General features: G+C 63.2%; 22 protein-coding genes. 14 read left to right on the top strand and 8 right to left on the bottom strand.

Features of this window, described 5'->3' with window-relative positions:
* Positions 1–9: 9 nt before the first annotated feature.
* Positions 10–612: a septal ring lytic transglycosylase RlpA family protein gene (locus tag HV796_RS09535; RefSeq protein ID WP_175226222.1), complete on the bottom strand. Its 603-nt coding sequence runs from the start codon at positions 610–612 to the stop codon at positions 10–12.
* Positions 613–1,316: 704 nt separating this feature from the next.
* Here HV796_RS09535 and HV796_RS09530 point away from each other — a divergent pair.
* The 3 genes from HV796_RS09530 (at position 1,317) to HV796_RS09520 (ending at position 2,726) form a co-directional block, all read left to right on the top strand.
* Positions 1,317–1,550: a hypothetical protein gene (locus tag HV796_RS09530; protein WP_175226221.1), complete on the top strand. Its 234-nt coding sequence runs from the start codon at positions 1,317–1,319 to the stop codon at positions 1,548–1,550.
* On the top strand, positions 1,547–2,164 hold the full coding sequence (locus HV796_RS09525; protein WP_175226220.1) for a 3'-5' exonuclease family protein: 618 nt from the start codon (positions 1,547–1,549) through the stop codon (positions 2,162–2,164). The genes HV796_RS09530 and HV796_RS09525 overlap by 4 nt, the downstream gene beginning before the upstream one ends.
* A 103-nt stretch (positions 2,165–2,267) precedes the next feature.
* Entirely contained in the window at positions 2,268–2,726 is a 459-nt protein-coding gene (locus HV796_RS09520) for an Lrp/AsnC family transcriptional regulator (RefSeq protein ID WP_175226219.1), read from the top strand.
* Positions 2,727–2,809: 83 nt separating this feature from the next.
* Here the strand turns inward: HV796_RS09520 and HV796_RS09515 are convergent, their stop codons facing one another.
* The 3 genes from HV796_RS09515 to HV796_RS09505 form a co-directional block, all read right to left on the bottom strand.
* Positions 2,810–4,015: a cation diffusion facilitator family transporter gene (locus tag HV796_RS09515; protein ID WP_175226255.1), complete on the bottom strand. Its 1,206-nt coding sequence runs from the start codon at positions 4,013–4,015 to the stop codon at positions 2,810–2,812.
* 279 nt (positions 4,016–4,294) lie between these two features.
* On the bottom strand, positions 4,295–4,594 hold the full coding sequence (locus tag HV796_RS09510) for an H-NS histone family protein (protein ID WP_175226218.1): 300 nt from the start codon (positions 4,592–4,594) through the stop codon (positions 4,295–4,297).
* Positions 4,595–4,954: 360 nt separating this feature from the next.
* On the bottom strand, positions 4,955–5,623 hold the full coding sequence (locus HV796_RS09505) for a HugZ family pyridoxamine 5'-phosphate oxidase (RefSeq protein WP_175226217.1): 669 nt from the start codon (positions 5,621–5,623) through the stop codon (positions 4,955–4,957).
* A gap of 225 nt (positions 5,624–5,848) precedes the next feature.
* Here HV796_RS09505 and HV796_RS09500 point away from each other — a divergent pair, with 225 nt between their 5' ends.
* Positions 5,849–7,033: an MFS transporter gene (locus HV796_RS09500; protein ID WP_175226254.1), complete on the top strand. Its 1,185-nt coding sequence runs from the start codon at positions 5,849–5,851 to the stop codon at positions 7,031–7,033.
* Positions 7,034–7,239: 206 nt separating this feature from the next.
* Here HV796_RS09500 and HV796_RS09495 read toward each other — a convergent pair whose 3' ends face one another.
* On the bottom strand, positions 7,240–8,385 hold the full coding sequence (locus tag HV796_RS09495) for a branched-chain amino acid ABC transporter substrate-binding protein (protein WP_175226216.1): 1,146 nt from the start codon (positions 8,383–8,385) through the stop codon (positions 7,240–7,242).
* 766 nt (positions 8,386–9,151) lie between these two features.
* Here HV796_RS09495 and HV796_RS09490 point away from each other — a divergent pair.
* Together HV796_RS09490 and HV796_RS09485 are read left to right on the top strand one after the other, a co-directional pair.
* Positions 9,152–9,850 carry a dienelactone hydrolase family protein gene (locus HV796_RS09490; protein ID WP_175226215.1) on the top strand — a complete coding sequence of 233 codons (699 nt, stop codon included), beginning with the start codon at positions 9,152–9,154 and terminating at the stop codon, positions 9,848–9,850.
* A 108-nt stretch (positions 9,851–9,958) separates the two neighbouring features.
* The gene (locus HV796_RS09485) at positions 9,959–11,464 is read left to right on the top strand and encodes an amidase (RefSeq protein WP_175226214.1); all 1,506 of its coding nucleotides are present in this window, start codon (positions 9,959–9,961) and stop codon (positions 11,462–11,464) included.
* Positions 11,465–11,637: 173 nt separating this feature from the next.
* Here HV796_RS09485 and HV796_RS09480 read toward each other — a convergent pair whose 3' ends face one another.
* The 3 genes from HV796_RS09480 to HV796_RS09470 all read right to left on the bottom strand — a co-directional run bounded on the left by HV796_RS09480 (position 11,638) and on the right by HV796_RS09470 (position 14,715).
* Entirely contained in the window at positions 11,638–11,949 is a 312-nt protein-coding gene (locus tag HV796_RS09480) for a high-potential iron-sulfur protein (protein WP_175226213.1), read from the bottom strand.
* A gap of 199 nt (positions 11,950–12,148) precedes the next feature.
* The gene (locus HV796_RS09475) at positions 12,149–13,255 is read right to left on the bottom strand and encodes an NAD(P)/FAD-dependent oxidoreductase (protein ID WP_175226212.1); all 1,107 of its coding nucleotides are present in this window, start codon (positions 13,253–13,255) and stop codon (positions 12,149–12,151) included.
* Between the two features lie 482 nt (positions 13,256–13,737).
* The gene (locus tag HV796_RS09470; RefSeq protein WP_175226211.1) at positions 13,738–14,715 is read right to left on the bottom strand and encodes an AAA family ATPase; all 978 of its coding nucleotides are present in this window, start codon (positions 14,713–14,715) and stop codon (positions 13,738–13,740) included.
* A 275-nt stretch (positions 14,716–14,990) separates the two neighbouring features.
* Here HV796_RS09470 and HV796_RS09465 point away from each other — a divergent pair, with 275 nt between their 5' ends.
* The 8 genes from HV796_RS09465 to HV796_RS09430 all read left to right on the top strand — a co-directional run bounded on the left by HV796_RS09465 (position 14,991) and on the right by HV796_RS09430 (position 23,131).
* Positions 14,991–15,503 carry a hypothetical protein gene (locus HV796_RS09465; RefSeq protein WP_246355779.1) on the top strand — a complete coding sequence of 171 codons (513 nt, stop codon included), beginning with the start codon at positions 14,991–14,993 and terminating at the stop codon, positions 15,501–15,503.
* A gap of 19 nt (positions 15,504–15,522) precedes the next feature.
* Entirely contained in the window at positions 15,523–16,395 is an 873-nt protein-coding gene (locus HV796_RS09460; protein ID WP_246355778.1) for an endonuclease/exonuclease/phosphatase family protein, read from the top strand.
* 77 nt (positions 16,396–16,472) lie between these two features.
* The gene (locus tag HV796_RS09455; protein WP_175226210.1) at positions 16,473–17,138 is read left to right on the top strand and encodes a LysE family translocator; all 666 of its coding nucleotides are present in this window, start codon (positions 16,473–16,475) and stop codon (positions 17,136–17,138) included.
* 590 nt (positions 17,139–17,728) lie between these two features.
* Positions 17,729–18,499, top strand: coding sequence for a ferredoxin--NADP reductase (locus HV796_RS09450; protein WP_175226209.1), 771 nt, complete (start codon positions 17,729–17,731; stop codon positions 18,497–18,499).
* Between the two features lie 535 nt (positions 18,500–19,034).
* Entirely contained in the window at positions 19,035–19,961 is a 927-nt protein-coding gene (locus tag HV796_RS09445) for a sensor histidine kinase (protein ID WP_175226208.1), read from the top strand.
* A gap of 20 nt (positions 19,962–19,981) precedes the next feature.
* Positions 19,982–20,638, top strand: a complete 657-nt coding sequence (rqpR, locus tag HV796_RS09440; protein ID WP_175226207.1) for a response regulator transcription factor RqpR — start codon at positions 19,982–19,984, stop codon at positions 20,636–20,638.
* Positions 20,639–20,853: 215 nt separating this feature from the next.
* Positions 20,854–22,257, top strand: a complete 1,404-nt coding sequence (gene bcaP / locus HV796_RS09435) for a branched-chain amino acid transporter BcaP (protein WP_175226206.1) — start codon at positions 20,854–20,856, stop codon at positions 22,255–22,257.
* A 364-nt stretch (positions 22,258–22,621) separates the two neighbouring features.
* On the top strand, positions 22,622–23,131 hold the full coding sequence (locus tag HV796_RS09430; protein WP_175226205.1) for a (2Fe-2S)-binding protein: 510 nt from the start codon (positions 22,622–22,624) through the stop codon (positions 23,129–23,131).
* Positions 23,132–23,133: the final 2 nt, after the last annotated feature.

Below are 23,133 nucleotides of genomic sequence, written 5' to 3'. Positions count from 1 at the left end.
ACGCTACTTCTAGTCGCCCGGGTTGCTGTTCGCAGCCAGCATTTCTGCCTGTTCAACCTTCGCCTCATGCTGCGTCAGACCCGCAATCTGCACGCGCCCAGTCCCGGCGTGCTGCAGATGAAGAATCCGCGCCGCCGCGTACGACAGGTCGATTACCCGGCCACGCGCGTAAGGACCGCGGTCGTTGATCCGCACCACGACGGAATCGTTCGTCGCCGGGTTCGTCACGCGCACGTACGAGCCGAGCGGCAGCGTGCGGTGAGCAGCCGTCAGCGCATTCATATTGAAGCGCTCGCCGTTCGCGGTGCGGCGGCCATGAAACAGCTTGCCGTACCACGACGCGCGGCCAGTCTGGTGAAAGTTGGCCACATCGGGGCCGTCGTTCGTCAACGCGTCAGCGTCGGCGAGCGTGCCCTTTTCGTCGGCGGCAGGAGCCGGCAGATTGCTGCCGGAGCCGTAAGCTTGCGGCGCCGTCGCGGTCGCGTTTTGCGCCACTTTGGTGCTCAACGGTGCGCTGCCGACCTGCTCCGTCGGTCCAGGCGGCATCGCACAGCCAGCCAGGATCGAAAAGGCAAAAAGAATCCCAATACGTCGGGTTAACCGAGTTTTCATAAGACAGACGATGTTACAAATACGAGCCGCATCACGCGAATGACTGCGTGTTGCATGCGACCCGGGCGGCAAGACACGACCACGCACGCGCTCAAGGCGCGGAGCGGTCAAGCCCGTACGCGGCCAATTCTGCCGCTACCGCACGGTTAGTTTTCACGTCTGGCGCACCTGTCCCCGCAGGCTTTGGTCAGACCCCACACACCGCCGTCGAACACGGTTACGCGTTCTTGCACCCGGACAGCGGTGCGTAGGAACGGCGGCGTAGGCCCCATCCAGCGTCACGGCAGCAAGGCCGTTGCAGGCGCGCGGCGCCTGGCTGGACAAGACGTGTGCATCGAAGCTCTCGATGCTCGGATTTGCCGTCAAAAACACCGACGGCACTTGCTTGAAGGCAACCTCCATTCCCGTTTCTGGTGACGAAACTGCCGATGCCGAACCGGGGATGGGTCAACCGGTGAAAGTGCGGTCCCCCGCACACAATGGAGCGCATTATACCCAAAACAGAATCCTGGGTAGCCAAACTGCACGAGTTTTTACACAATCTTTACTTAAGCCGTAAGAATGCCCGTTAACAGCACCGTCGTACGAACGATGCAACGCCAGCGCCGCAACGATGCGGGGTCGATGCAGAGCCGATGCGGGACAGCGGCGCGGCAAAAAGCCGGCGCCGGTACAATCGGCTTTTTTGCCGCTGCGCGCCTTTCATGAAAGTCACGATGATCCCCGTCACGCCGTTTCAGCAGAACAGTTCGCTGCTCGTTTGCGCGGTGACGGGCCGCGCCGTCGTCGTCGATCCGGGTGGCGACCTCGACATCATTCAGCGGGATATCTGGCCGCTGGGCGACGACGTCACGCTCGTGCCCGGCCACGGGCCGACCTCGACGTTCGGCAACGAACGCCGCACCCATCCGTACGTGGCCGACGGAGTCCGCGCATGAACGGCGAAATCTATGTCAGTACCGACGTCGAAGCGGATGGGCCGATTCCCGGTCCGCATTCGATGTTGAGCTTCGCGTCCGCCGCGTACACGCCCGACAAGCAGCTGGTCAGCACGTTCTCGGCGAACCTCGAGCTGCTTGCAGGCGCCGCGCCTCATCCGGTTCAGGAAGCGTGGTGGAAGACGCAACCGGACGCATGGGCCGCCTGCCGCAAAGATCTGCGCAAGCCAGCCGAGGCGCTCGTCGCGTATGTCGAATGGGTCGAAGCGTTGCCTGGCAAACCGGTGTTCGTTGCAATGCCCGCTGGCTTCGATTTCACCTTCATGTTCTGGTACATGATGCGTTTTGCCGGGCGCTGCCCGTTCTCATGGTCCGCGCTCGATATCAAGACGCTCGCGTTTGCGATGACCGGCCTGCCGTATCGCAAGTGCATCAAACCGCGGCTGCCGAAACACTGGTTCGACGACCTGCCGCACACGCACGTCGCGCTCGACGACGCGATCGAACAAGGCGCGCTTTTCTGCAACATGCTTGCGGAGCTTCGCGCAGCGCAGACAAGCATCGCGCTGGATACGGATGATGGGGACGGCTCAGGACGAAATGCCGCTGACTAACCCGCAAATTAGACAATACACCTCATAAACGGGTGTTTCGATTGCGTTTCGTTTTCGCCGCCTCTACCATTAGCGAATATGGCGACGCCAACGGAGGCCGCAGTTGACACTCGATACGTTCTCTCAAAAGATCCTGCGCCTCTTGCAACTCGACGCCCGCCGTTCGGTGCAGGAAATCTCCGATCAGGTCGGCCTGTCCAGCACGCCATGCTGGCGTCGCATCAAGGATATGGAGCAGGCGGGCATCATCCAGCGCTATACCGCGCTGCTCGACCGCGAGAAACTCGGGCTGCATGTCTGCGCGCTCGCGCATATCCATCTGACGCGGCACACGGAAGGCGGCGTCGAGCAGTTCGAGAGGGAAATTGCGACTTGTCCGGAAGTGACCGAGTGCTACAGCACGACGGGCGAATCCGATTACATCTTGAAAATCGTCGCACCGGACATCAAGGCGTACGACGCATTTCTACACGAACGGATCTTCAAGATTCCCGCCGTCGCGCAGGTCCGCACCAGCGTCGTACTGCGCGAAATCAAATTCGATACGCAGTTGCCGCTTTGACGCACAGCTAACGCGCGCTTTACGGACGGGCCGACATTGCCACCCAGGTACGCCGGTGGCGGGCCCCCATCTGACCCGTCGATCTAACGTTCAGCCGTCCGTCGCCCGGTCGCGGCGACGGTCGTCGGCGTCGGCACGGCGATTGCGCGCTGCACATCCAGCTTGCGCGCGCCCAAACGGCGCTGCAATCCTGGAAGATCCAGATGCGCGAGGCGCCGCGCATCATCGTCATAGGCGTCGTGCGACGTCGCCGGCAATGTCACCTCGATGTCGAGCCCCGTACTCAGATAATGAAGGTTCACCGCTGCGAGTTTCAGGCCGTGCTCGCCAAACGCGTTTTCGACTTCCGCTACGATGCGCTCGCGCGGTGCGAGCCCTGCGGGCGGTTGCGCGATCGCGTCGTTTTCGGGGTCGACATGGATCAGCGCGTCGAGCACGCGATGGTCAGTCAGCACGCGCATGCGCGCCGACTCCGCGATGTAGTGCCCCTCGGACACTGAAATGAATGGATCAACGAGAATATGCGCGTCGACGAGCGCGAGGTCGCCCATCTTCCGGGTGCGCAACTGATGCACGTCGCGCACGCCGGGCGTCGACAACAACAGCGCGCGCACGTCCGCGGCAGCCGGTTCATCGAGTGCGCGGTCGGACAGATCCTGTAGCGCATCCCAGCCGAACACCCAACCCATCCGCGCGACCATGAAGCCGACGATTGCCGCCGCGATCGGATCGAGCAGACGCATGCCGAACAGACTGCCGACAATGCCAAGCGCGACCACCAGCGACGACGCCGCGTCCGAGCGCGCGTGCCACGCATTCGCAATCAGCATGGCCGAACGCACGCGCTGCGCTTCGCGCAGCATGTAGCGAAAGAGCGCTTCTTTGGACACCAGCACGACCAGCGCGACCACCAGCGCGCTTGCATGCACCGGCGGGATGTCCTGCAGGTCGGCGAGCCGCGTGCCGGCCCGCCACAGCATGCCGATACCGACCGCAATCAGCAGGCCGCCGAGAAAAAGCGACGCGACCGTTTCATACCGACTATGCCCATAATTGTGGTCGGCGTCCGGCTCCGCGCCGCTATGGCGGTTCGCGAGCAGTACGACAAAATCGGAAACCAGATCGGCAAGCGAATGGATTCCGTCTGCGATCAACGCCTGCGAATGCGCGAACACACCGATCACGATTTGCGCAGACATCAATACGATATTGAGCACGATGCTGACGAACGTGCTTTTACGTGCTACGTGATGTTTCTCTGCAGATTGGGCGGCAGTGCTTGGCGGCATAGGCATGCGGGGCGACTCAATCCTTTCATTCTACCCGCCGGCCCGTTCCGCGTCAGTGAAGACAACAGAATTTTCTTTTGAATCAGATGGTTATCTAAACACGAAGCATTCGCGTCCTGTTTTCATCTGGCGATGTGCGCCGCTTGTTGCTTCTGGTTGCCTTGGTATGTGCGTTGATTCCGCCATATGATTCGCTGCATAACACGAGCAAACAAAAACCGCGCCCCCAATTCCAGCGGCGCGGTTTCGTTGACCAGCAACGGGTGCCGATGTTTCCGTTTATTTCTGAATCAGAAACTTTTCGCGATCCTGACCGGCAATCCAGCGCGGTGGCTTGCCGCGGCCCGACCAGGTGTTACCGCTATCCGGATCGCGGTACTTCGGCGCGACGCCCGTGCGCGCACGGCCGACCTTCGCGTGCTTTGCCCGACCACCACCGAGTTCCGCAAGCGTAATGCCGTAGTCGGCCATCTTTTGCTTGATCTCGTTCAGCACTTCGGCATATTCGCGTGCCTTCGCCTCTTCGATCTGCTTTTCAAGCTTCTCGCGCTGCGCGAGTAGTTCCTTGTAGGAAGACATAGGTTCCCTTGTCATTTGGATAAATGGACGCCCGGTCTCAAGCCGATTTAGTCCTTTGAAGGTGATCATGCCTCGGAATTTGCAGGCGAGATTAACACAAAATATAAAGCAGGGAATAGGTGCGTGGCCAAATTAATTAATTGCTGTTTCTTAAATTTTCACCGAAGCATCGAAAGCAAGTCTTCACGCCACCGCGGTCAGATTCCCATTTTGTCAGAAAAGTAGCAGATTCAATGAATGGATTCTGAATCTACTGTCGAATGATGAAACACATTCGCTTGTTGAGCGGGAAATCATTTCATTTTATGAAAACTTTCCCGCCACTATCGCAGATGTTTTAAGCACCCTGGAGTAATCGTCTTATCCCCCAAGGACACTACCGAGGAAACATTCAAATGCTGCGTGCAGGGCGGCAGCGTCAAGCGCGGGCGAGCTGTCGAACGTGTGGCGCTTGCGCGTGCCGGTGACCCTGAAGTCCGCGCCATAACGGTCGACGCCGATCAGTTCCACGTCACCTGGGCGGCGCGGGTGCGTATCGAAGCGCTCGAGCAAAGCCGCTTCTTCGTCGAATGACAGCGGCTCGAGCGGGTCGAGATCGCCGCCGTCGAGCCAGCCCATCGTGCCGAAACCGCCGATATAGCGAATCCGCTCGAGCGACAACGTCCAGAACGAAAAGTCACCCAGTGCAAGGTAGCGTTCGGCGTCCGGGTGATAGCGCACGTAGCGGCGTACCACAGGTGGCGCCGGTTCGATTCGTTCGAACTTCCCGAGCAAGGTGACGCGTTGCGCGTTCAGCACGTCGCCGTCCGGCGCATCCGCGACCAGGAACCCGGCGCGCGGGTCGTCCTCGAGGTTGCGCGTATGCTCGGCGAGCCGGCTGATAAGAATTGTCGGCTCGTGTCGCTCGTTGGGTGCAAACGGCAGGATCGACGGGTAGGGGAACCCTTGCGGCTGGCGCGAGTGCGTCGCCAGCGTGCCCGCGGCGACACGGTGCAGAAGATCGAGCGGGGCATGAGCGGGAATTTTCAAGGCGACCTCGGGCTATCCATCAGGATTCGTCGTCGTGGTTCGTTCGATGCGCAGCGTGCACCACGACGCGAACGCGAATCGGTGTAGACCAGCGACGTCGATATTAGTGCAGCCACGTGTCAGCGTGGTGCCGCATGCTTCGCTAGAATCGGGACTCGGCTTTCACCCCGCTTTCCTTCCGCTCTCCCGAGACTGCCCGTGTCCGACCGCCCGCCCGACATCGCCATGCTTCCTGCCGCCCATCGCGATTTGCCCGTGGCCGCGCGCAACCGCGCACGCTACGCGACGATGGCCCTGTTTTTCATCGCCGGCATGATGTACGGCACGTGGGGAATCCACGTGCCCACCGTGCGAGACCGTTTTGCGCTGAATCCGGCGCTGCTGTCGCTCGCGCTGTTCGCCGTGGCGGGCGGCTCGATTGCCGCGATGACGGCGAACGGTCCGTGGATCGCCCGCGTCGGAACGCGTCGCGCGTGCCTCGCCGGCGGTTTGACGATGTCGGTTTGCGCGGCGCTGATTCTGCTGGTGCCCGCGTACTGGATGCTGCTCGTCGTGCTCGCAATCTTCGGCGCCGGAATGGCGACGCTCGATGTCGCAATGAACGCCGAAGCCAGTGCGGTCGAGCAAGCGCTCGGCCGGCCGATCATGTCGGCCCTGCACGGCATGTTCAGCGTCGGCGGCATGGCCGGCGCGGCGGCTGGCGGCGCACTGCTCGCGCACGGCATGACGTCGGTCGTCCACATGCTGCTGGCGGCTGCGGTGAGCGCGGCAGTGCTGCTTGTCGCCTGCCCGTCCGTGCTGCCGCGCGTGCCGCACGCGGAACATCCCGACGCGCACACGCCGCGCGCGAACCGCTGGCGCTCGCCGGCACTGTGGGCGCTCGGTCTCGTTGCGCTGATCGCGCTGATCGCGGAAGGCGCGATGTACGACTGGGCAACGGTCTATATGCGCGACGTGGTGGTCGCCACGCCTGCGGTCGCGAGTGCCGCGTATGCAGCGTTTTCCGGCGGGATGGCGGCCGCGCGTTTTGCCGGCGACGCGGTGCGCGCCCGCTTCGGCGCGCCGCAACTGGTGATGGCAAGCGCCTCGCTCGCCTGCGCAGGCATGCTCGGCGCGTTGCTGTTGCCGCACACCATTGCCGCGATGACCGGCTTCACGTTAATGGGCCTCGGCCTTGCGAACATGATGCCGGTGCTGTTCGCGGCGGCGGCTCGAGTCAAAGGAATTCACGCAGCGGAAGGGCTCGCGCACGTTGCAGGGCTCGCGTACTTCGGCCTGCTGCTCGGGCCGGTGATCATCGGCGGTGTCGCGCAACTGACCACGCTGCCGATCGGCCTGTCGGTGGTCGCCATGTGCGCGGCGCTGATCGCGTTCGCGGGACCCAAGGTGCTGCGGCGTCTGAACATCTGACGTTACGCACGTCGAACGATAGGGAGTCAGCAGAGCGTGTCCCGATGCGAGCGACACAACGACAGCCGCGCTCGTGATTGCGCCCACCTTCCGGCGTCGGCCAATAAAAAAGCACGCGAGCCGTGAAGCCGCGTGCCTTCGTTGCGCTGTTCGCGCTGACGAAAAGGGCAAACGGCGGGCAAGCCCGCCATCCGCCTGTTCCGCTCTTACATCTTGACGACGTCGAGCAGCGTCTTCTTACCAGACTTGTAGTTGTACAGCGAGATCACGCCGTGCTTGAGGTCGCCCTTCGAGTCGAACGTGGTTTCACCGATCACACCCTTGTAGTCGGTGTTCGGCATCACGGCGAGAATCTTCGCCGGGTCCGTCGAGTTCGCACGCTTCATCGCATCGACGATGATGTACACAGCGTCATACGTGAACGGTGCGTAGATCTGGATCGGCTGGCCGAAACGCTTCTCGTACTTCGCTTCGAACGCCTTGCCGCCATCCATCTTCTCGAGCGCCATGCCCGCTTCCGAACACACGATGTTGTCGGTCGCGTCGCCCGCGAGATCCGACAGCTTGTCGGTACACACGCCGTCGCCTGCCAGCACCTTCGCGCGCAGGCCGAGCTGCTTGGCCTGCTTCGCGAACGGGCCGCCGGTGGCGTCCATGCCGCCGTACATGATCGCGTCCGGGTTCTCACCCTTGATCTTCGTCAGAATCGCGCGGAAGTCGACGGCCTTGTCGTTCGTCGCATCGTGCGACATCACGTTCATACCCAGCGATTTCGCGGTCTTTTCGAATTCGTTCGCGAGGCCCTGGCCATACGCGGTCGAATCGTCGACGATCGCGACGCTCTTCACCTTCAGGCCCTTGGCTGCGTAGTTCGCGAGCGCCGGACCTTGCTGCGCGTCGGTTGCAACGACGCGGTACGTGGTCTTGAAGCCTTGCTGCGTGTAGGCCGGGTTGGTTGCCGACGGCGAGATCTGCACGATGCCCGCATCGCTATAGATCTTCGAAGCCGGGATCGAAGTACCGGAATTCAGGTGGCCCACCACCGCGACGACCTTGTCGTCGACGAGCTTCTGCGCAACCTGCGTAGCCGTGCGCGGGTCAGCCGCGTCGTCCTGCGGGTCGAGTTGCAGTGTGATTTTCTGGCCACCGATCGTGAGCCCCTTCGCGTTGATTTCCTCAATCGCGAGGCGTGCGCCGTTTTCGTTGTCCTTGCCCAGGTGTGCAATACCGCCCGTAAGCGGCGCGACGTGACCAATCTTGACGACCTCGTCCGCTGCCGCTCCCGTTGCCATCGTCGCGAACAGCACTGCCGCAGCGCTGATCGGCAACAGCTTTTGAATCTTGATGTTCATGTAAGTCTCCAGTTTCGGTCAAAACAACGTAATCGCCCTTGTGCCCCCGCTTCCTTCACGTGTCGCTCAAATCCCGTGGACGACTCCGCCGGATGCATCGTTATGCACTTGGCAAGCACGTGGTCCAGCCCGTTTGTGGCGGGTGGCCTTTCGTACCAGCGCGCAAGTGTAGGCCATCAAATTAATTTGTGGGGTTTTTTTGAGTAAGTGGGATCACTACCAATAGTGTTTATCCCACATGCTCGCTGAATCGCTCCGGAAAGAACCTGCAAGGCCCGTGTCCGGCCCGGCGTTGTGCTCCGCCCTGGATCGAACTTTCGGGCCAAACAGCGCGCTATAGAGGGTCTTTTCTTTAAAGATGCGCGTCAAAAGGCCGTTAATACGCCGATGCCGGGTCGCTTGCGCCACGCTTAACCCGCTAGTCAACCATCGCGAAAATCAGTGCCCCGCCGTGGGCCGTTTGCCAGCACTCGCTAACGCGCGAAACCTTTGCCACCACCGGTGCGCACTACACTTCTCAAATAACGTTTCATAAATGAATCGTTCAGGCGCGCCGCGCGATGCGTCGCTCACCCGGATTCATGCGACCAGCCAGCCGTTCTTGAATAGCCCGGGCTGTTTCAATCCGCATAGGTGAAATCCGGATGCACGCCTGCGCGGCTGTCGGCGCAGCGTCGGGGTCGCTGCAGTGCGTAGCGTTTGGTGGCAAACTGGCGCCGTTTTTCGGCCACCCCTTCGGCCAACCGCCTTGCAGAGGAGAATGAACGTGAGCGTGACTTCCCGTTGGATCGACATCCCCGCCGGCGCCGATAGCTTCGGCGCCTATCTGGCGCTGCCGAAAAGCGGCAAAGGTCCTGCCGTCATCATCATTCAGGAAATCTTTGGCGTGAACAGCCATATTCGCGCGGTGACCGACCAGTATGCGCAGGACGGCTATGTCGCGATCTCACCGGATATCTTCTGGCGCACGCAGCCCCGGGTCGAGCTGACCTACGCCGGCGCCGACCGCGACAAGGGCATCGAACTGCTGCAGAAGACCAACGTCGATCTGGCTGTTGCCGATATCGGCGCGACCGCGGCCACGCTGCGCGCAATGCCCGAAGTAACTGGCAAGCTCGCCGCGATCGGCTTCTGCTTCGGCGGCCGGCTCGCGTATCTGACGGCCGCGCAGGGCACCGTGGACGCCGCCGTTGCGTACTACGGCGGCGGCATCCAGAATCAGCTCGACGCCGCGCCGAAGATCCAGGTGCCGATGCAATTCCACTATGGCGAACTCGATTCGGCGATACCGATGTCGGCCATCGGCCAGGTGAAGGAGCGCTTCGCCGGACGCGACAACGTCGAGTTCCATATCTATCCGAACGCCGATCACGGTTTCAACTGCACCGATCGCGCAAGCTATCACCAGCATTCGGCCGCGCTTGCGCACGGTCGCACACTCACGTTCCTCGGCGAACGTCTCTAAGCGACGCCTTCGGCTAAGCTTGACGGCGCGGCGCGCACTGACGCGCGCCGCGCTGCGTCGGTTCATCCACATCTGTTGTCGGCCGTTCGCCCGGGAGGCGTTCAACGCGTGCAATCCGACTATCTTGCCCACGACGCCATCGGCCTTGCCGAGCTGGTGAAAAAACGCGAGGTCAGCGCGCGCGAGTTGCTCGACGTCGCGATCGCGCGCGCCGAAGCCGCCAATCCCGCCATCAACGCGATCGTCGTGAAGGACTACGATGCCGCGCGCCGCCGCGCGGCACGCGAGTTCGCCAATGGCGGCAGCCCCGAGCAACTCGGCGCCGGACCGCTCGCGGGTGTTCCCTATCTGATCAAGGACCTGTCCACGCCGGTCGCCGGCTTGCGCATGTCGATGGGCAGCCGCCACTATCGCCATCTGGTCGCAAAAGAGGACGCGCCGCTCATTACACTCACACGCGCCGCCGGCCTGAATATCTTCGGCAAGACAAATACGCCGGAGATCGGTCTGATGCCTTATACGGAGCCCGAACTGTTCGGTCCGTGCCGCAATCCGTGGAGTCTCGATCACACGCCGGGTGGCTCGAGCGGCGGCGCCGCTGCCGCCGTCGCGGCCGGCATCGTACCGCTCGCGCATGCATCGGACGGCGGCGGCTCGATTCGCATTCCCGCGTCGTGCTGCGGCCTCTTCGGGCTCAAGCCTTCGCGCGGCCGGCAGCCGCCGTTCGGCGAGCCGATGCCCGGTGAACTGAGCGCTGCACACGCCGTATCGCGCAGTGTGCGCGACAGCGCGCTGCTGCTCGATCTGACCTCGGGTAATGCGGATCGGCCACCCGGCGCGCCCGGCACATTCCTCGGCGCGCTCGCCGAACCGCACGGCAAGCCGCTGCACATTGCGTATGTGACCGACCCGATGCTCGCGCCCACGTTATCCGCGGATGTGCGCGCCGCGCTCGAAGACGCCGCGCAACTCGCGACATCACTTGGGCACCGGATCGAACCGGTGTCGCTCGGCATCGACTTCGGCGCGGTGCGCAACGCGTATCTGATGATCGGCGCGGTGGTCGCCGAGTCGGCCGTGTTCAACGCCGACCGCATCACCGGACGCAAGCCGACGCGTGACGAGTTCGAAGTGACGACCTGGACGATGGCGCACATCGGCCGCAAGTTCGGCGAACGTTCGCTGCCGGCTGCGCTCGACGAACAGCGCAGACTGACCGCGAAACTCACCGATCTTCTGAACCGCTATGACGTGTTGCTGTGCGCGACACTCGCGTCCGCGCCGATCAAGATCGGCGAGATGCAGCCGAGCGCATTCGAGGCGCTGCAGATGCGCGTGGTGAGCACGCTGCGCATCGAAGCGCTGATGAGGAAGCTGCTGAACGAAACCGCGGACAAGGCCTTTGCATGGGCCGGCTGCACCGAGCTATTCAATCTGACCGGACAGCCGGCGATGTCGGTGCCGCTCTACTGGAACACGCGCGGATTGCCGATCGGCGTGCAATTCGCCACGCGCAATGGCGGCGAAGCGACGTTATTGCGGCTGGCCGCGCAACTCGAAGCGGCGCGCCCATGGTTCAACCGCCGGCCGCCGCTGATGTACGCGCGCGAGTGAACCGCAACATCGGGACCCAACGGATGTGCGTGTACGCGGGGCACGGGTCGTCCCCGGCCGGCCTGCGTTCACAGACAAAAACAATCCGCCGCGAACCACGCGGCGGACTTTCGTCGATGCATCGGCCAGTCAGCGCGTAACCGGCTGACCCTCGCCGGACACTGCGCTGTCCGTTACGCCTTCTTGTTATACGCGCTGCACCAGCCCGTCGCGGCAACCTGCTTGCCGGCGAACATCGGGCAGGGCGCGAACGCGTCCGTGGGTTTGCCCTGGTAGAAGCTGCAGTTGCCACACGCTTCACCGGCTGCGTATTTGGCGAACTTGGCCTTGTCGACCTTCGTCGCATCCGCCTTGTAGCCAAGCGCTTGTGCAGTCGGGTCGGTTTCGGCAACCTTCGGTGCGTCGGCCAGCGCCTCGCGCGACAACGCCAGCGCCGACACGGCGCCGATACTCGTGATCAGAAACGTACGACGGGATGATTTCATGGGGACTCGCTCCGTTTTGTCTTGATCGGTCCGCCGTTCTATCGACAGCGGTGTCCAAGCATATCAACGAAGCCGGCCGGCGTGAGCCTTCAATGCTGGTCATAAGCGAATCCGCAGCGTGGGACGCGCAGGCGCGCCGTGGTTGCCGCGTCGTTTTCCGGTACGGCGCGGCCTGCGACACTTGGACGCAGCGGCTCGCCTAAGCGCGCCCCGCCAGTTCACAAACGCGCTGCGCGATCGCGAGCGAAGCCGTCAGCCCAGGTGACTCGATGCCGAACAGATTCACCAGCCCGCGCACACCGTGCGCGGCCGAGCCCTGGATCAGGAAGTCGGCGGCAGGTTCGCCGGGACCGGACAGCTTCGGCCGGATACCCGCATATGCGGGCTGCAGCGCGTGATCGGGCAATGCCGGCCAGTACGCGCGGATTGCCGCATAGAACGAGTCGGCGCGATGCGGATCGACGTCGTAGCTGATCGAGTCCACCCATTCCACGTCCGGGCCGAAGCGCGCCTGGCCGCCGAGATCGACCGTCAGGTGCACGCCGAGACCCGCCTCGTTCGGCATCGGATAAATGAGCCGGCTAAATGGTGCGCGCCCCGACATGCTGAAGTAGTTGCCGCGTGCGAAATAAAGCGGCGGCACATAACGCGGATTGAGGCCGCGAATCTTGCGAGCAATCGCGTTCGCGTGAAGCCCCGCGCTGTTGATCACGCAACCGGCACCGATCGTGGTCGGCGCGGAGCCGCCGACCTTCACGATAAAGCGCCCGCTCGACGCCTCGATCGATTCGACTGGCGCATGAAACGCGATGACCGCGCCGTCGCGCTCGGCATCGCCTTGCAGCGCGAGCATCAATTGATGGCTATCGACGATGCCGGTTTGCGGTGAAAACACCGCGTCGACACATTGGAGCGCGGGCTCGAGTTCCTGCGCTTCCGCGCCGGTGATCCGCATCAGGTCGAGCACACCGTTTTCCCTGCCGCGCGCGAGAATGCTCTCGAGTTGCGGAACCTGGTTGCGCGCGGTCGCAACGAGAAGCTTTCCGCAGCGCTGATGCGGCACGCCGCGCGCCGCGCAGTATTCGTACAGCAGCTCGCGGCCACGCACACATAGCGCGGCCTTTTGCGAGCCGCGCGGATAGTAGATGCCGGCGTGAATGACCTCGCTATTGCGCGAGCTCGTTCCGACGCCGATCGCCTCGGCCGCTTCGAGCACGATCACTTCGCGCCCGCGCGCCGCCAGCGCGCGCGCCACAGCCAGACCGATCACGCCCGCGCCGACCACCACACATTCGATTTGATCCATATCCGTTGACACGGCCTGCGCCGCGCCGCGTTCTGTCTCGTCCACCCGGTGAAGATGAAGATCGCGCACGGTCGACCGGGTATTGCCGATACTTGCCGATATCCTTCGCCGTCGCACGCATCATAGGGACACTGCAAAATTGTACGACGGCTCCAGAGACGCAAATGCCCGAAGCCGGAACGGCTGCGGGCATGGCGATCTTCAACGCGTACCGCGTCGCTGGAGTGTACGCCGTCGAAGCGCTCGCTGTGTGGGAAAGCGGACCAATCCGATCATTTACGACGCGCGTCGATCCACATGACCGGCATCACGGCTGGCGTCAATCGTTTGCGCAGCCACGCGTTTGTGCACAAACGCATCGCATCACTATCGCGATTTGGCGTCAATAAACGGAATTTACCGTTGATGGGCAGTCTTTCATTCGCTTTTCCGACCGATGTTTCGCGTGTTCCCGCTTGCGCGGAAGATCGTACGTGACGGGTTTAGAATCCGATCGGCTTGCGCCGCGTCTGGTAATCAAGCCGGATGTCGCCCGCTTCGATTTCGTCGCGCCCATCAATACGCGCCGCGCCGAATCCATTCAGAATCGCGCGACGCATCTCGCGAGGCGACGCGCGCTGCAACTGCTCCAGCGCCGACTCGCACAGACGCGCCGGAAAGCGCTGGCCCCAGCCATGCGCACCGCGGATCTCGTGGTAGATCGACTGCGCGATGCAGCGCGCGCCGTCGCGGTCCGGCGCGGGGATTTCGTAGACGTTCATCCGGTTCAGAATCGGCTCCGGAATCGCGCGCGCGTCATTCGCGGTCGCAATCCAGATCACATGGCCGGCGTTGATCGGAATCTCGGCGAACTCGTCGATAAACGTCTGCGCGGTATCGTGTTCGAGCAATGCGTACAGCGCGCCGAGTGGGTCGTACTGCGAATCGCCGCTCGCCTTGTCAATTTCATCGACCGCGATCACCGGGTTCGCATAGCTGCCGTGCACGAGCGCATCGAACACCTTGCCCGGCTTCGCGTTCTTCCATTGCGACGACGCGCCCGACAGAATCCACCCCGCCGTGAGCGCGCCCATCGAGACGTAGTGGTAAGAGGTGCCCAGCAAGCGCGCAAGTTGCTTCGCGAAATGCGTCTTGCCGATGCCAGGGTCGCCGAGCAGCAGGATCGGCATCAACTCGAGCCGGTCGTCGGTTTCGATGCATAGCGCGACCTGCTTGCGCACGTCATCGAGCGGTTCCGCGAAATTGGGCAAGGTGCCGATCAGATCGTCGACCGACGGCATCCGGTTCGGCTTCACGCAAAACCGCAGGTTGCCGATCTTCAGCATCTTTTCGTAGGTCGCGCGCAGTGCTTCGTTTGCGCCATCGCCGAGGTCGTTGAGCGCGGTTTCGACCTGATCCAGGTCGTAGACCTTGCTGAAAGACGCTACCGCGATCTCCTGTTTGACCATCGCCGTTGTCATCGCTCACCCCGTCGTGCAAGTGTTGCTCGTTGTTGCGCACGGCGCCCGCCGGCGCCGTTCCGATTTCAGTGTAACGATGTGCAACGGGCTTGCAAGCCAGCAGCGACACGGGGTTGCTGCTAATACTGCTTGATTGCGGGCGACTGCGTCACAATGTGCAGCACACCGTTGCTGAACCCCGAGACGGGATCGGGGGTCAGAGAAGTTCCCGCCATCCGGCGTAAGATGATTGGCTGTCGGAGCAACGCGGCCGCACGATTCCGGAGACTTCGCTCATGTGGAAAGCCCGCATCGCCGCCGTACTGGCATTCATGCCGCTGTTGACGTTCGCGCAGGAGCCCGGGCCCGGTACGCCCGCACCCGTCGTGCAATGGCAGTTGCAGGTGATGGAAAACGGCCAGCAGATCGATGCCTTCGAGGGCACCACGGCGGTCGGCCAGGCGCGCACCGACACGCACCATCATGTCGTCCAGCACGACGTAGGGTGCAAGGACCAGCCGGCCGGCAGCATCGACTTGCAGCGAACGGTGAGCGTCACGCCGATCGCGGCGGATGCGAGCGGCGTGACGCTGGCGATCGATGTGCAGGACACGCTCGAAGATACCGGTGCGCAGCAGGCGTCGCCAAGCGGTTGCAAGCTGCCGCCGCAACCACGTCAACTGAGCGCGAGCCATCCTGGCCTCAAGGTGCCGCCCGGCGATTGGGGGAGCTGGCAGATTGTGGACAAGGATCCACAACTCGTCTATCGCGTACGCGCAAGCGTCGCGAGCAACCCGGCACAGCAATGAACAATGTGGACAACGCGGCATGCGAAACCCCGAAGAATTGATACGCGACACTGCGCGACAAGCCGATTCCGAACGGACCGACGCGCAGCAGGATGACAAGCGGGAAGCACCCGGACCGCAAATCGCGCTACCCAGCCGCGACTTCATCGCGGTGAGCTGGAACCTGCACAAAGGCCGCTCGCCGCTCGGATTCCAGGCGTGGCAAGCGATGCAGCGCTGGGTGCAGTCGACGCACGCCGACGCCTATTTCCTGCAGGAAGCGATGGCGCGCCGGATGCCGGCGCCCGTGCTGACCAGCAACTTCGGTGCGCCGCTCGGCGAGCCCGCCGACGACATCTGGCATTGCCAGGCGACCGAAATCGCACGCGCGCTCGAGATGCAGATCGCACTCGGGCCGAATGTGTTCAAACCGTCGTGGCGGCACGGCAATGCGATCCTGTCGCCGCATCCGCTGGATCTCGGCGGACGCTGGGATATCTCCGCGCACCGGTTCGAGCGGCGCGGCCTGCTGGTCGCGCGCGCGACCTTCGCCGGGCACTCGGTCACGCTGCTGTGCGCGCACCTCGCGCTGACCCGCCAGGCGCGTCTACGGCAGATGAACTGGATCGCGCATTGGATCGTCAAGGAAGCCCCCGACGGGCCGCTCGTGCTCGCTGGCGACTTCAACGACTGGCGCAACGACTCGGTGCCGCTTTTCGGCGAACTCGGCCTGAACGAGGTCGCGACCTTGCTCGGCGAATCCGGGCGCACGTTTCCGGCGTTTTCGCCCGCGCTTGCGCTGGACAAAATGTTCGTACGCGGAATGAGACCGGTCGAATGGATCCAGCCGGCGCAGGAAACCGCGTGGCTTTCCGATCACTTGCCTTATATGGCGCGCCTGCGTATCGACTGATCGACGGGACGACGGGACGCGCGGCGACAGGTAAGATCGCGGTTCGTCGATCCTCCTGTCGCCCCCCCCTCATCAAAATGGATAGCCATCCGTATCTTCCTGTGCTGCTGCAAATTGCAGTCGTCTACATGCTCGCGGCCATGAGCCCCGGCCCCAACTTCTTCATGATCACGCAGCTGTCGCTGGCGGGCCGGCGCCGGCTCGGCGCGGCGTCCGCGCTCGGCGTCGGAACCGCGTCGACGATCTGGGCGACGCTCGCGATGCTCGGATTCGCGACAGTGCTGCAAAGAATCGACTGGGTGTACAACGGGATTCGCATCGCTGGCGCGCTGTATCTGGTCTGGTTCGGGTTCAAGCTGTTGCGCTCGAGCATGACGCGCAACGGTGATGGCGCCACAGCGGCCACAGCCGACACACCGGACACGCCACTGCCCGCGGACGATGCCGGCGCTCACTTTCGCGCATGGCGCACCGGGCTCGTCACCTGCCTGACCAATCCGAAGTCCTGCGCATACTGGACCAGCGTGTTCGCGACGATGATGCCGGCGCACGCGCCAGTCTGGTTCTGCGGCATCGTGATCGCGATGATTTCGTTGCTGTCGGCCGGGTGGTACGGCAGCGTCGCCCTGATGTTTGGCACCGAGCGCACGCAGCGCGGTTACCGCAAGCTGCGCAGGCCGTTCGACGCGCTGTGCGGCGCGGCGCTGATCGGCCTCGGCGCGAAGCTCGCGGCCGAGCGCTAGGCGACAGGCGGCAACGAGCCGCACAGGCGGTCGGCCCGCGCACGTCGCTGCCGTTTCCTCCGTTGAAGCGGGTTCCAGTTTCGCGAGCAGGGTCAATACTGCGGCGCGTGGCCGGTTTCGGTATCATCGCGTGACCCGTTGGCCGCGCCGGCGCCCATGCAGTCAGCGCCGCGGCTTCGAACGCGGTCTGCCGTTTCAACCTGAGTTTGAACCCGTCTTTGAACCCGAGCGGCAGCGCGTACCGTCGCGCGTGTGCCGCATGTCCGCAAGCCTGTGCCGCGACCATCATTGCGCGTACCGGTTTTTGCGTCTCATGCGTCACTGCATCGCCGTGGTCCCCACGCACAGCCCACGCGATCGCACCATGAGTGCGGTAGCCGGCTGCAGCCGTATCGACGCGACCGCACCGGTCGCTGCGCGTCCTTGTGACCCGCCAGCGGCCTGCGAATCGGTATCGCGGTAAAATAGCGGATTACGCAGCATTTTTTTGCGCGGCATGTCCCCGTTAGGTCTATCAGGGGGTCGCGCGCCGACGTGTCGGCCGTTAAGTTCGACCAGGCCGTCGCAGTTTTCGCCTCATCCAAGAAGCCATGAGCAACCTGAACACACAAACCGTCCTGAGCGTCCATCATTGGACCGATACGCTTTTCAGCTTCACCTGCACGCGCGACGCGTCGTTCCGCTTCGAAAACGGCCAGTTCACGATGGTCGGCCTCGAGGTGGACGGCAAACCGCTGATTCGCGCTTACAGCATGGCAAGCGCGAACTACGAAGAGAACCTCGAATTCCTCAGCATCAAGGTGCAGGATGGCCCGCTAACGTCGCGCTTGCAGCATCTGAAGGTCGGCGACCAGGTCCTGATCGGCAAGAAGCCGACCGGCACGCTGATGGCCGACAACCTGCTGCCCGGCAAGACGCTGTGGCTGCTGTCGACCGGCACCGGCCTCGCGCCGTTCATGTCGATCATCAAGGACCCGGACATCTACGACCGCTACGAAAAAGTCGTGCTCACGCATACGTGCCGCTTCGTCGACGAACTCGCGTACAAGGAGTACATCACTGACCATCTGCCGGAGCATGAGCACATCGGCGAACTGATTCGCGACAAGCTCGTGTACTACCCGACGGTCACCCGAGAGGCATTCCAGAACCGCGGCCGGATCACCGAGCTGATCGAAACGCAAAAGCTGTTCGCCGACCTCGATCTGCCGCACTTCTCGAAGGACGACGACCGCGTGATGCTGTGCGGCAGCCCGCACATGCTGCGCGACACGCGCGAGTTGCTCGACGACATGGGCTTCGAAGAAGGCAGCAACAATGCACCGGGCCACTACGTGGTCGAAAAGGCGTTCGTCGGCTGACGTTCGTCAAGCCGCAAACGCATCGGCCGCGCGACACTCAGCGTAAAAACAACAAGACCGGGACATTCCCGGTCTTTTTTTGCGTCGACGCTTTTCCCTTCAATTCACCTTCTGCATCATGCGATCTGGTTAAGCCAAATCGCATGATGTCCCGCTACGTGGCGTCGCGCGGGCAAACGTTACAATTTGACACACGCTAACGCCGTCGTCTTGTAAGCATTTTTCCTACAAATCCCGCCCCGATAAATGGGATGCGCGAGGTGAAATTTACGCGCGGAGCCTTGCTCTGCCTGCATATTTTTCTCTTTTTAGGATATCATCGCGGCGCAGTACCCCTACACGGCACCTACGATTTGTAGGCCGTCGACTTGTTACCGAATGTAAATTTCGTTACGCCTTCGCGTAGCGATTGTCCGTCACGGCGATACCGCGGCGGACACGTCTGGGAGGCTGAGGGTTCGCATGCGTTGTTCTGGATTTGCACTGTCGACGCACAGCCGGCTAGCCGGCCAGGCAATTTTCTGACAGGGAAAGCATGGATACGTCGACCGTGGTACCGATCGGCGCACACACGCCGAACTCGATCGCACGCGATGCTGACGAAGCGCTTGCCGCCTCGCGAAACCTTGCCGACACGCAATCCGGTGCCGGCGGCACAGATGCCACCCTCTGCGGCGAGTCGGACCGCGCCCTCCCGTCAGCCGAACAAGCCGAGATTGCCCGTCTGCGCGCCCGCGTGCGCGAACTGGCAAGCGAAGTCGTGCACGCGCAGGAAGCCGCGCGCTGCCTTCTCGCGCAGGAACTGCACGACAACGCCGGCGCCGAACTGACCGCTGCGCGCTTTGCGCTCGCCAATATCGAAACCTGGCTGCCCGCCGATGCGACACCGCAATGCGCGGCGTCGCTCGCGGTCGCCGCCCGCTCACTCGATGCGGTCTCTAGCGCGACACGCGATGTGATCGACGAACTTCACGCGCCGTCGCTCGAAAGCGGAATCGTGCACACACTGTCGCAATGGACCGGCAGTTTCGCGGCGCGCACCGGCCTGCGCACGAGCTTTGTGTGCGCCGCCGATGCACGTTTGACGCGCCTGCCAGGCGATGCCGCGCTCGCGATTTTCCGTGTCGCGCAAGAGGCACTGAACAACGTCGCCAAGCACGCGCGCGCGTCGGGCGCGGACGTGCGGATCGAGACCGACGCCGAACATCTGATTCTTGTCGTCGCCGACGACGGGATTGGCCTTAAGCGCGCAGTCCGTGAGCGTGACCGGCGCTTCGGTCTGTCGGGCATGCGGGCGCGCTGCGAAGCATTTGATGGTGAGTTCAGCCTCGCAAACGCGTCCCGGCCGAAGCAGCACGTGCGCAGCGCACGACCCGGCACCGCGATTCACGCGCGGTTCGCGTGGCGCGCGTTGCTGGCCACCCCCGAACCCAACGTGCGGCGCCGCGCCGCACTCCGATGACCTGACAGTCGAAAGCGACGATGAACCTGCGCATTCTCCTCGCCGAAGATCACGCCGTGGTTCGCCAGGGCGTGCGCCAGCTGCTGCTCGACCGTGGCGTCGCACATGAAGTCGCGGAGGCCCAGACGGGCGCCGAAGTGCTGATGCAAGCCAGCCGGCACCCATACGACGTGATCCTGCTCGACATCTCGTTACCCGACCTGAACGGCGTCGAGGTACTGAAACGCCTGAAACGCAAGGTGCCGCGCGTGCCGGTGCTGATGTTTTCGATGTATCGCGAGGACCAGTACGCGGTGCGCGCGCTGAAGGCCGGCGCGGCCGGCTATCTGTCGAAGACGATCGACGCCGCGCAGATGATCGCCGCGATCCAGCAGGTCGCCGCCGGCCGCAAGTACGTGAGCCCGGCGATGGCCGAAGCGCTCGCGAACTACGTGTCGTTCGACGGCGAGCAGATGCCGCACGAGAAACTTTCCGACCGCGAATACCAGACACTGTGCATGCTCGCGTCGGGCAAGCGCCTCACCGATATCGCGATCGCGCTGTCGCTATCGGTGAAGACGGTCAGTGTGTACCGCACGCGGCTGCTCGAAAAAATGAAGCTGCGCAACAACGCGGAGCTGACGTTCTACGTGATGACGAACCGGCTCGTCGATCTGAATCCGGCGATGACCGCCTGAGGTTTCACGTCGCCCGCCAAGCCGGCGCGGCGCATCGCACCGCATGCCATTCCTAAAGTTCTCCTAAGCCTCTGGAAGTCACCCAATCCGCATCGGCTAAAATTAAAGGTTCCCCGGCATTCGGCGCGTGGAGCGCGTGCTTTGCCTCGCATGGGACTGGGGCAAGCGCCAACGCGCCAACTCCGGCCGACTCGCTGCACAGGAGACCTTGATTAATGTCTGTATTCCGCAAGAAAAACGTCGAGCATATGATCGCAGGCGCGCAAAGCGCCGGGCTGAAGAAGGCGCTCGGCGCGCTCGATCTGACGTTTCTCGGCGTCGGCGCCATCATCGGCACCGGCATTTTTGTCTTGACCGGGACCGGTGCGGTTCAGGCGGGCCCCGCGCTGATGATCTCCTTCCTGATCGCCGCGATCGCATGCGGCTTCGCGGCGCTTGCCTATGCGGAGTTCGCATCGACCATTCCGGTCGCCGGTTCTATCTATACCTACTCTTATGCGACGCTCGGCGAGCTGGCCGCCTGGATCATCGGCTGGGACCTGATGCTCGAATACGGGCTGGCGACGTCGGCGGTGTCGGTCGGCTGGTCCGGCTATCTGCAGTCGCTGCTCGAAGGCTTTGGCATTGCGCTGCCGGTCGCGCTCACCGCGGCGCCGGGTGCGCTGCCCGGCCACCTCACGCTGTTCAATCTGCCCGCGTTCCTCGTGATGATGGCAATCACCACGCTGCTGTCGGTCGGCGTGCGTGAATCGACGCGTGTGAATAATCTGATGGTTGCGATCAAGGTGATCGTCGTGCTGCTCGTCATCGCGGTCGGCGTGTTTCATGTGACGCCGGCGAACTGGCATCCGTTCATGCCCAATGGCTGGCGAGGCGTGTTTGGCGCCGCGGCGGTAATGTTCTTTGCGTTTATCGGCTTCGACTCGGTATCGTCGGCGGCCGAGGAAGTGAAGGATCCGAAGCGCGATCTGCCGGTCGGCATCATTGCGTCACTGGCCGTATGTGCGGTGCTGTACGTCGCGGTGGCCGGGGTCGTCACCGGCATCGTGCCGTCCGCGAAGTTCGCGCATATCTCGCATCCGGTGTCGTATGCGTTGCAGGCGGCCGGTCAGAACTGGGTCGCGGGCCTGATCGACCTCGGCGCGGTGCTCGGCATGCTGACCGTGATTCTCGTGATGGCCTACGGTCAGACACGCGTGATCTTCGCGATGTCACGCGACGGCCTGCTGCCTGCCGCGCTGTCGCGCGTGCATCCGCGTTTCGCGACGCCGTTTCTGACCACCTGGCTGTGCGGGCTTTTCTTCGGGCTGATCGGTGCGCTGGTGCCGCTCGATGTGCTCGCGGAGCTGATCAATATCGGCACGCTTGCGGCATTTTCGATGGTGTCGATCGCCGTGTTGATCCTGCGCCGTACGCACCCCGAACTGCCGCGCGCGTTCCGCTGTCCTGGCGTGCCGGTCGTGCCGGTGCTCGCGGTCGCATCGTGCCTGTTCCTGATGGTGAACCTTGCCGGCGTCACATGGATCGCCTTCGTGGCCTGGGTCACGCTTGGCATCGCAATCTACTTTGGTTACTCGCGCCGCCGCTCGAAGCTCGCGCATGGTGTGCAACCGCACTAAAGCGAGCCGCACACCTACCCGCCCCTTTCAATCGATTCCGCCCAGCGCAAACGGCATGCAGGCTTGCAGCAGCGTGCCGTCGCACGCCGCGCCCGTCGCCCGTTCGATCACATCAGCCGCGCCATTGTCGCGGCCGCGACGATTTCCCCCGATAGCCGCCCCCGACGATTTGTGCTTTACTTTTCGTCACAAATCGTAGATAGCACCAACCGAACCGGACCCTCACAGCAGGTAGGCGGTAGGTAGTGAACGTGGGCCCGTGCCGGTCTCAATCCCCACCAGCAAGCATCTTGCCTGGCCCGCGAAAGTGCACGGGACCGGAGTCAGCGCTAAAGCGCCAACCGGTCCACCTAGGAGACAGTTCATGGCGATCAGCATCAGTCTGACGGTGAACGGCGCACCCGTTACCGCGAACGTCGAGCCCAACACGCTACTTGTTCAGTTTCTGCGCGATCAGCTGCGGCTGACGGGCACGCACATCGGCTGTGATACCGCGCAGTGCGGCGCGTGCACGGTTCATCTGAATGGCCGCGCGATCAAGTCGTGCAACATGCTCGCGGCGCAGGCCGATAGCGCGGACATCACGACCATCGAAGGGCTGTCGAAGAACGGCGAACTGCATCCGATGCAGGCCGCGTTCAAGGACTGTCACGGGCTGCAATGCGGTTTCTGCACGCCCGGCATGGTGATGAGCGCCACCGCGCTGGTCGCGACCCACCCGCAGTTGAGCGAGGCCGATGTCCGCGCCCAGCTCGACGGCAATCTGTGCCGCTGTACGGGCTATCACAACATCGTCAAAGCGATCGTAGAAGGCGCGGCCGCGATGCAGTCCGGTGCGGGTTCCACGCAAAACGCCGCCAAGGCCACCGCCTGAGG

The organism is Paraburkholderia humisilvae (genome assembly GCF_902859855.1).
Classification (GTDB): Bacteria; Pseudomonadota; Gammaproteobacteria; order Burkholderiales; family Burkholderiaceae; genus Paraburkholderia; species Paraburkholderia humisilvae.
The sequence above is the reverse complement of the archived record's forward strand: the minus strand, read 5'-3'. Positions and strand labels throughout refer to the sequence as shown.

Bases quoted from the DNA above. Each gene is read 5' to 3' on its own strand.
- bcaP (WP_175226206.1), top strand. From the start codon at position 20,854: ATGTCTGTATTCCGCAAGAAAAACGTCGAGCATATGATCGCAGGCGCG.
- HV796_RS09535 (WP_175226222.1), bottom strand. From the start codon at position 612: ATGAAAACTCGGTTAACCCGACGTATTGGGATTCTTTTTGCCTTTTCG.
- HV796_RS09525 (WP_175226220.1), top strand. From the start codon at position 1,547: ATGAACGGCGAAATCTATGTCAGTACCGACGTCGAAGCGGATGGGCCG.
- HV796_RS09500 (WP_175226254.1), top strand. From the start codon at position 5,849: ATGCTTCCTGCCGCCCATCGCGATTTGCCCGTGGCCGCGCGCAACCGC.
- HV796_RS09510 (WP_175226218.1), bottom strand. From the start codon at position 4,594: ATGTCTTCCTACAAGGAACTACTCGCGCAGCGCGAGAAGCTTGAAAAG.
- HV796_RS09475 (WP_175226212.1), bottom strand. From the start codon at position 13,255: ATGGATCAAATCGAATGTGTGGTGGTCGGCGCGGGCGTGATCGGTCTG.
- HV796_RS09455 (WP_175226210.1), top strand. From the start codon at position 16,473: ATGGATAGCCATCCGTATCTTCCTGTGCTGCTGCAAATTGCAGTCGTC.
- HV796_RS09530 (WP_175226221.1), top strand. From the start codon at position 1,317: ATGAAAGTCACGATGATCCCCGTCACGCCGTTTCAGCAGAACAGTTCG.
- HV796_RS09495 (WP_175226216.1), bottom strand. From the start codon at position 8,385: ATGAACATCAAGATTCAAAAGCTGTTGCCGATCAGCGCTGCGGCAGTG.
- HV796_RS09515 (WP_175226255.1), bottom strand. From the start codon at position 4,015: ATGCCGCCAAGCACTGCCGCCCAATCTGCAGAGAAACATCACGTAGCA.
- HV796_RS09470 (WP_175226211.1), bottom strand. From the start codon at position 14,715: ATGACAACGGCGATGGTCAAACAGGAGATCGCGGTAGCGTCTTTCAGC.
- HV796_RS09465 (WP_246355779.1), top strand. From the start codon at position 14,991: ATGTGGAAAGCCCGCATCGCCGCCGTACTGGCATTCATGCCGCTGTTG.
- HV796_RS09480 (WP_175226213.1), bottom strand. From the start codon at position 11,949: ATGAAATCATCCCGTCGTACGTTTCTGATCACGAGTATCGGCGCCGTG.
- HV796_RS09450 (WP_175226209.1), top strand. From the start codon at position 17,729: ATGAGCAACCTGAACACACAAACCGTCCTGAGCGTCCATCATTGGACC.
- rqpR (WP_175226207.1), top strand. From the start codon at position 19,982: ATGAACCTGCGCATTCTCCTCGCCGAAGATCACGCCGTGGTTCGCCAG.
- HV796_RS09430 (WP_175226205.1), top strand. From the start codon at position 22,622: ATGGCGATCAGCATCAGTCTGACGGTGAACGGCGCACCCGTTACCGCG.
- HV796_RS09445 (WP_175226208.1), top strand. From the start codon at position 19,035: ATGGATACGTCGACCGTGGTACCGATCGGCGCACACACGCCGAACTCG.
- HV796_RS09460 (WP_246355778.1), top strand. From the start codon at position 15,523: ATGCGAAACCCCGAAGAATTGATACGCGACACTGCGCGACAAGCCGAT.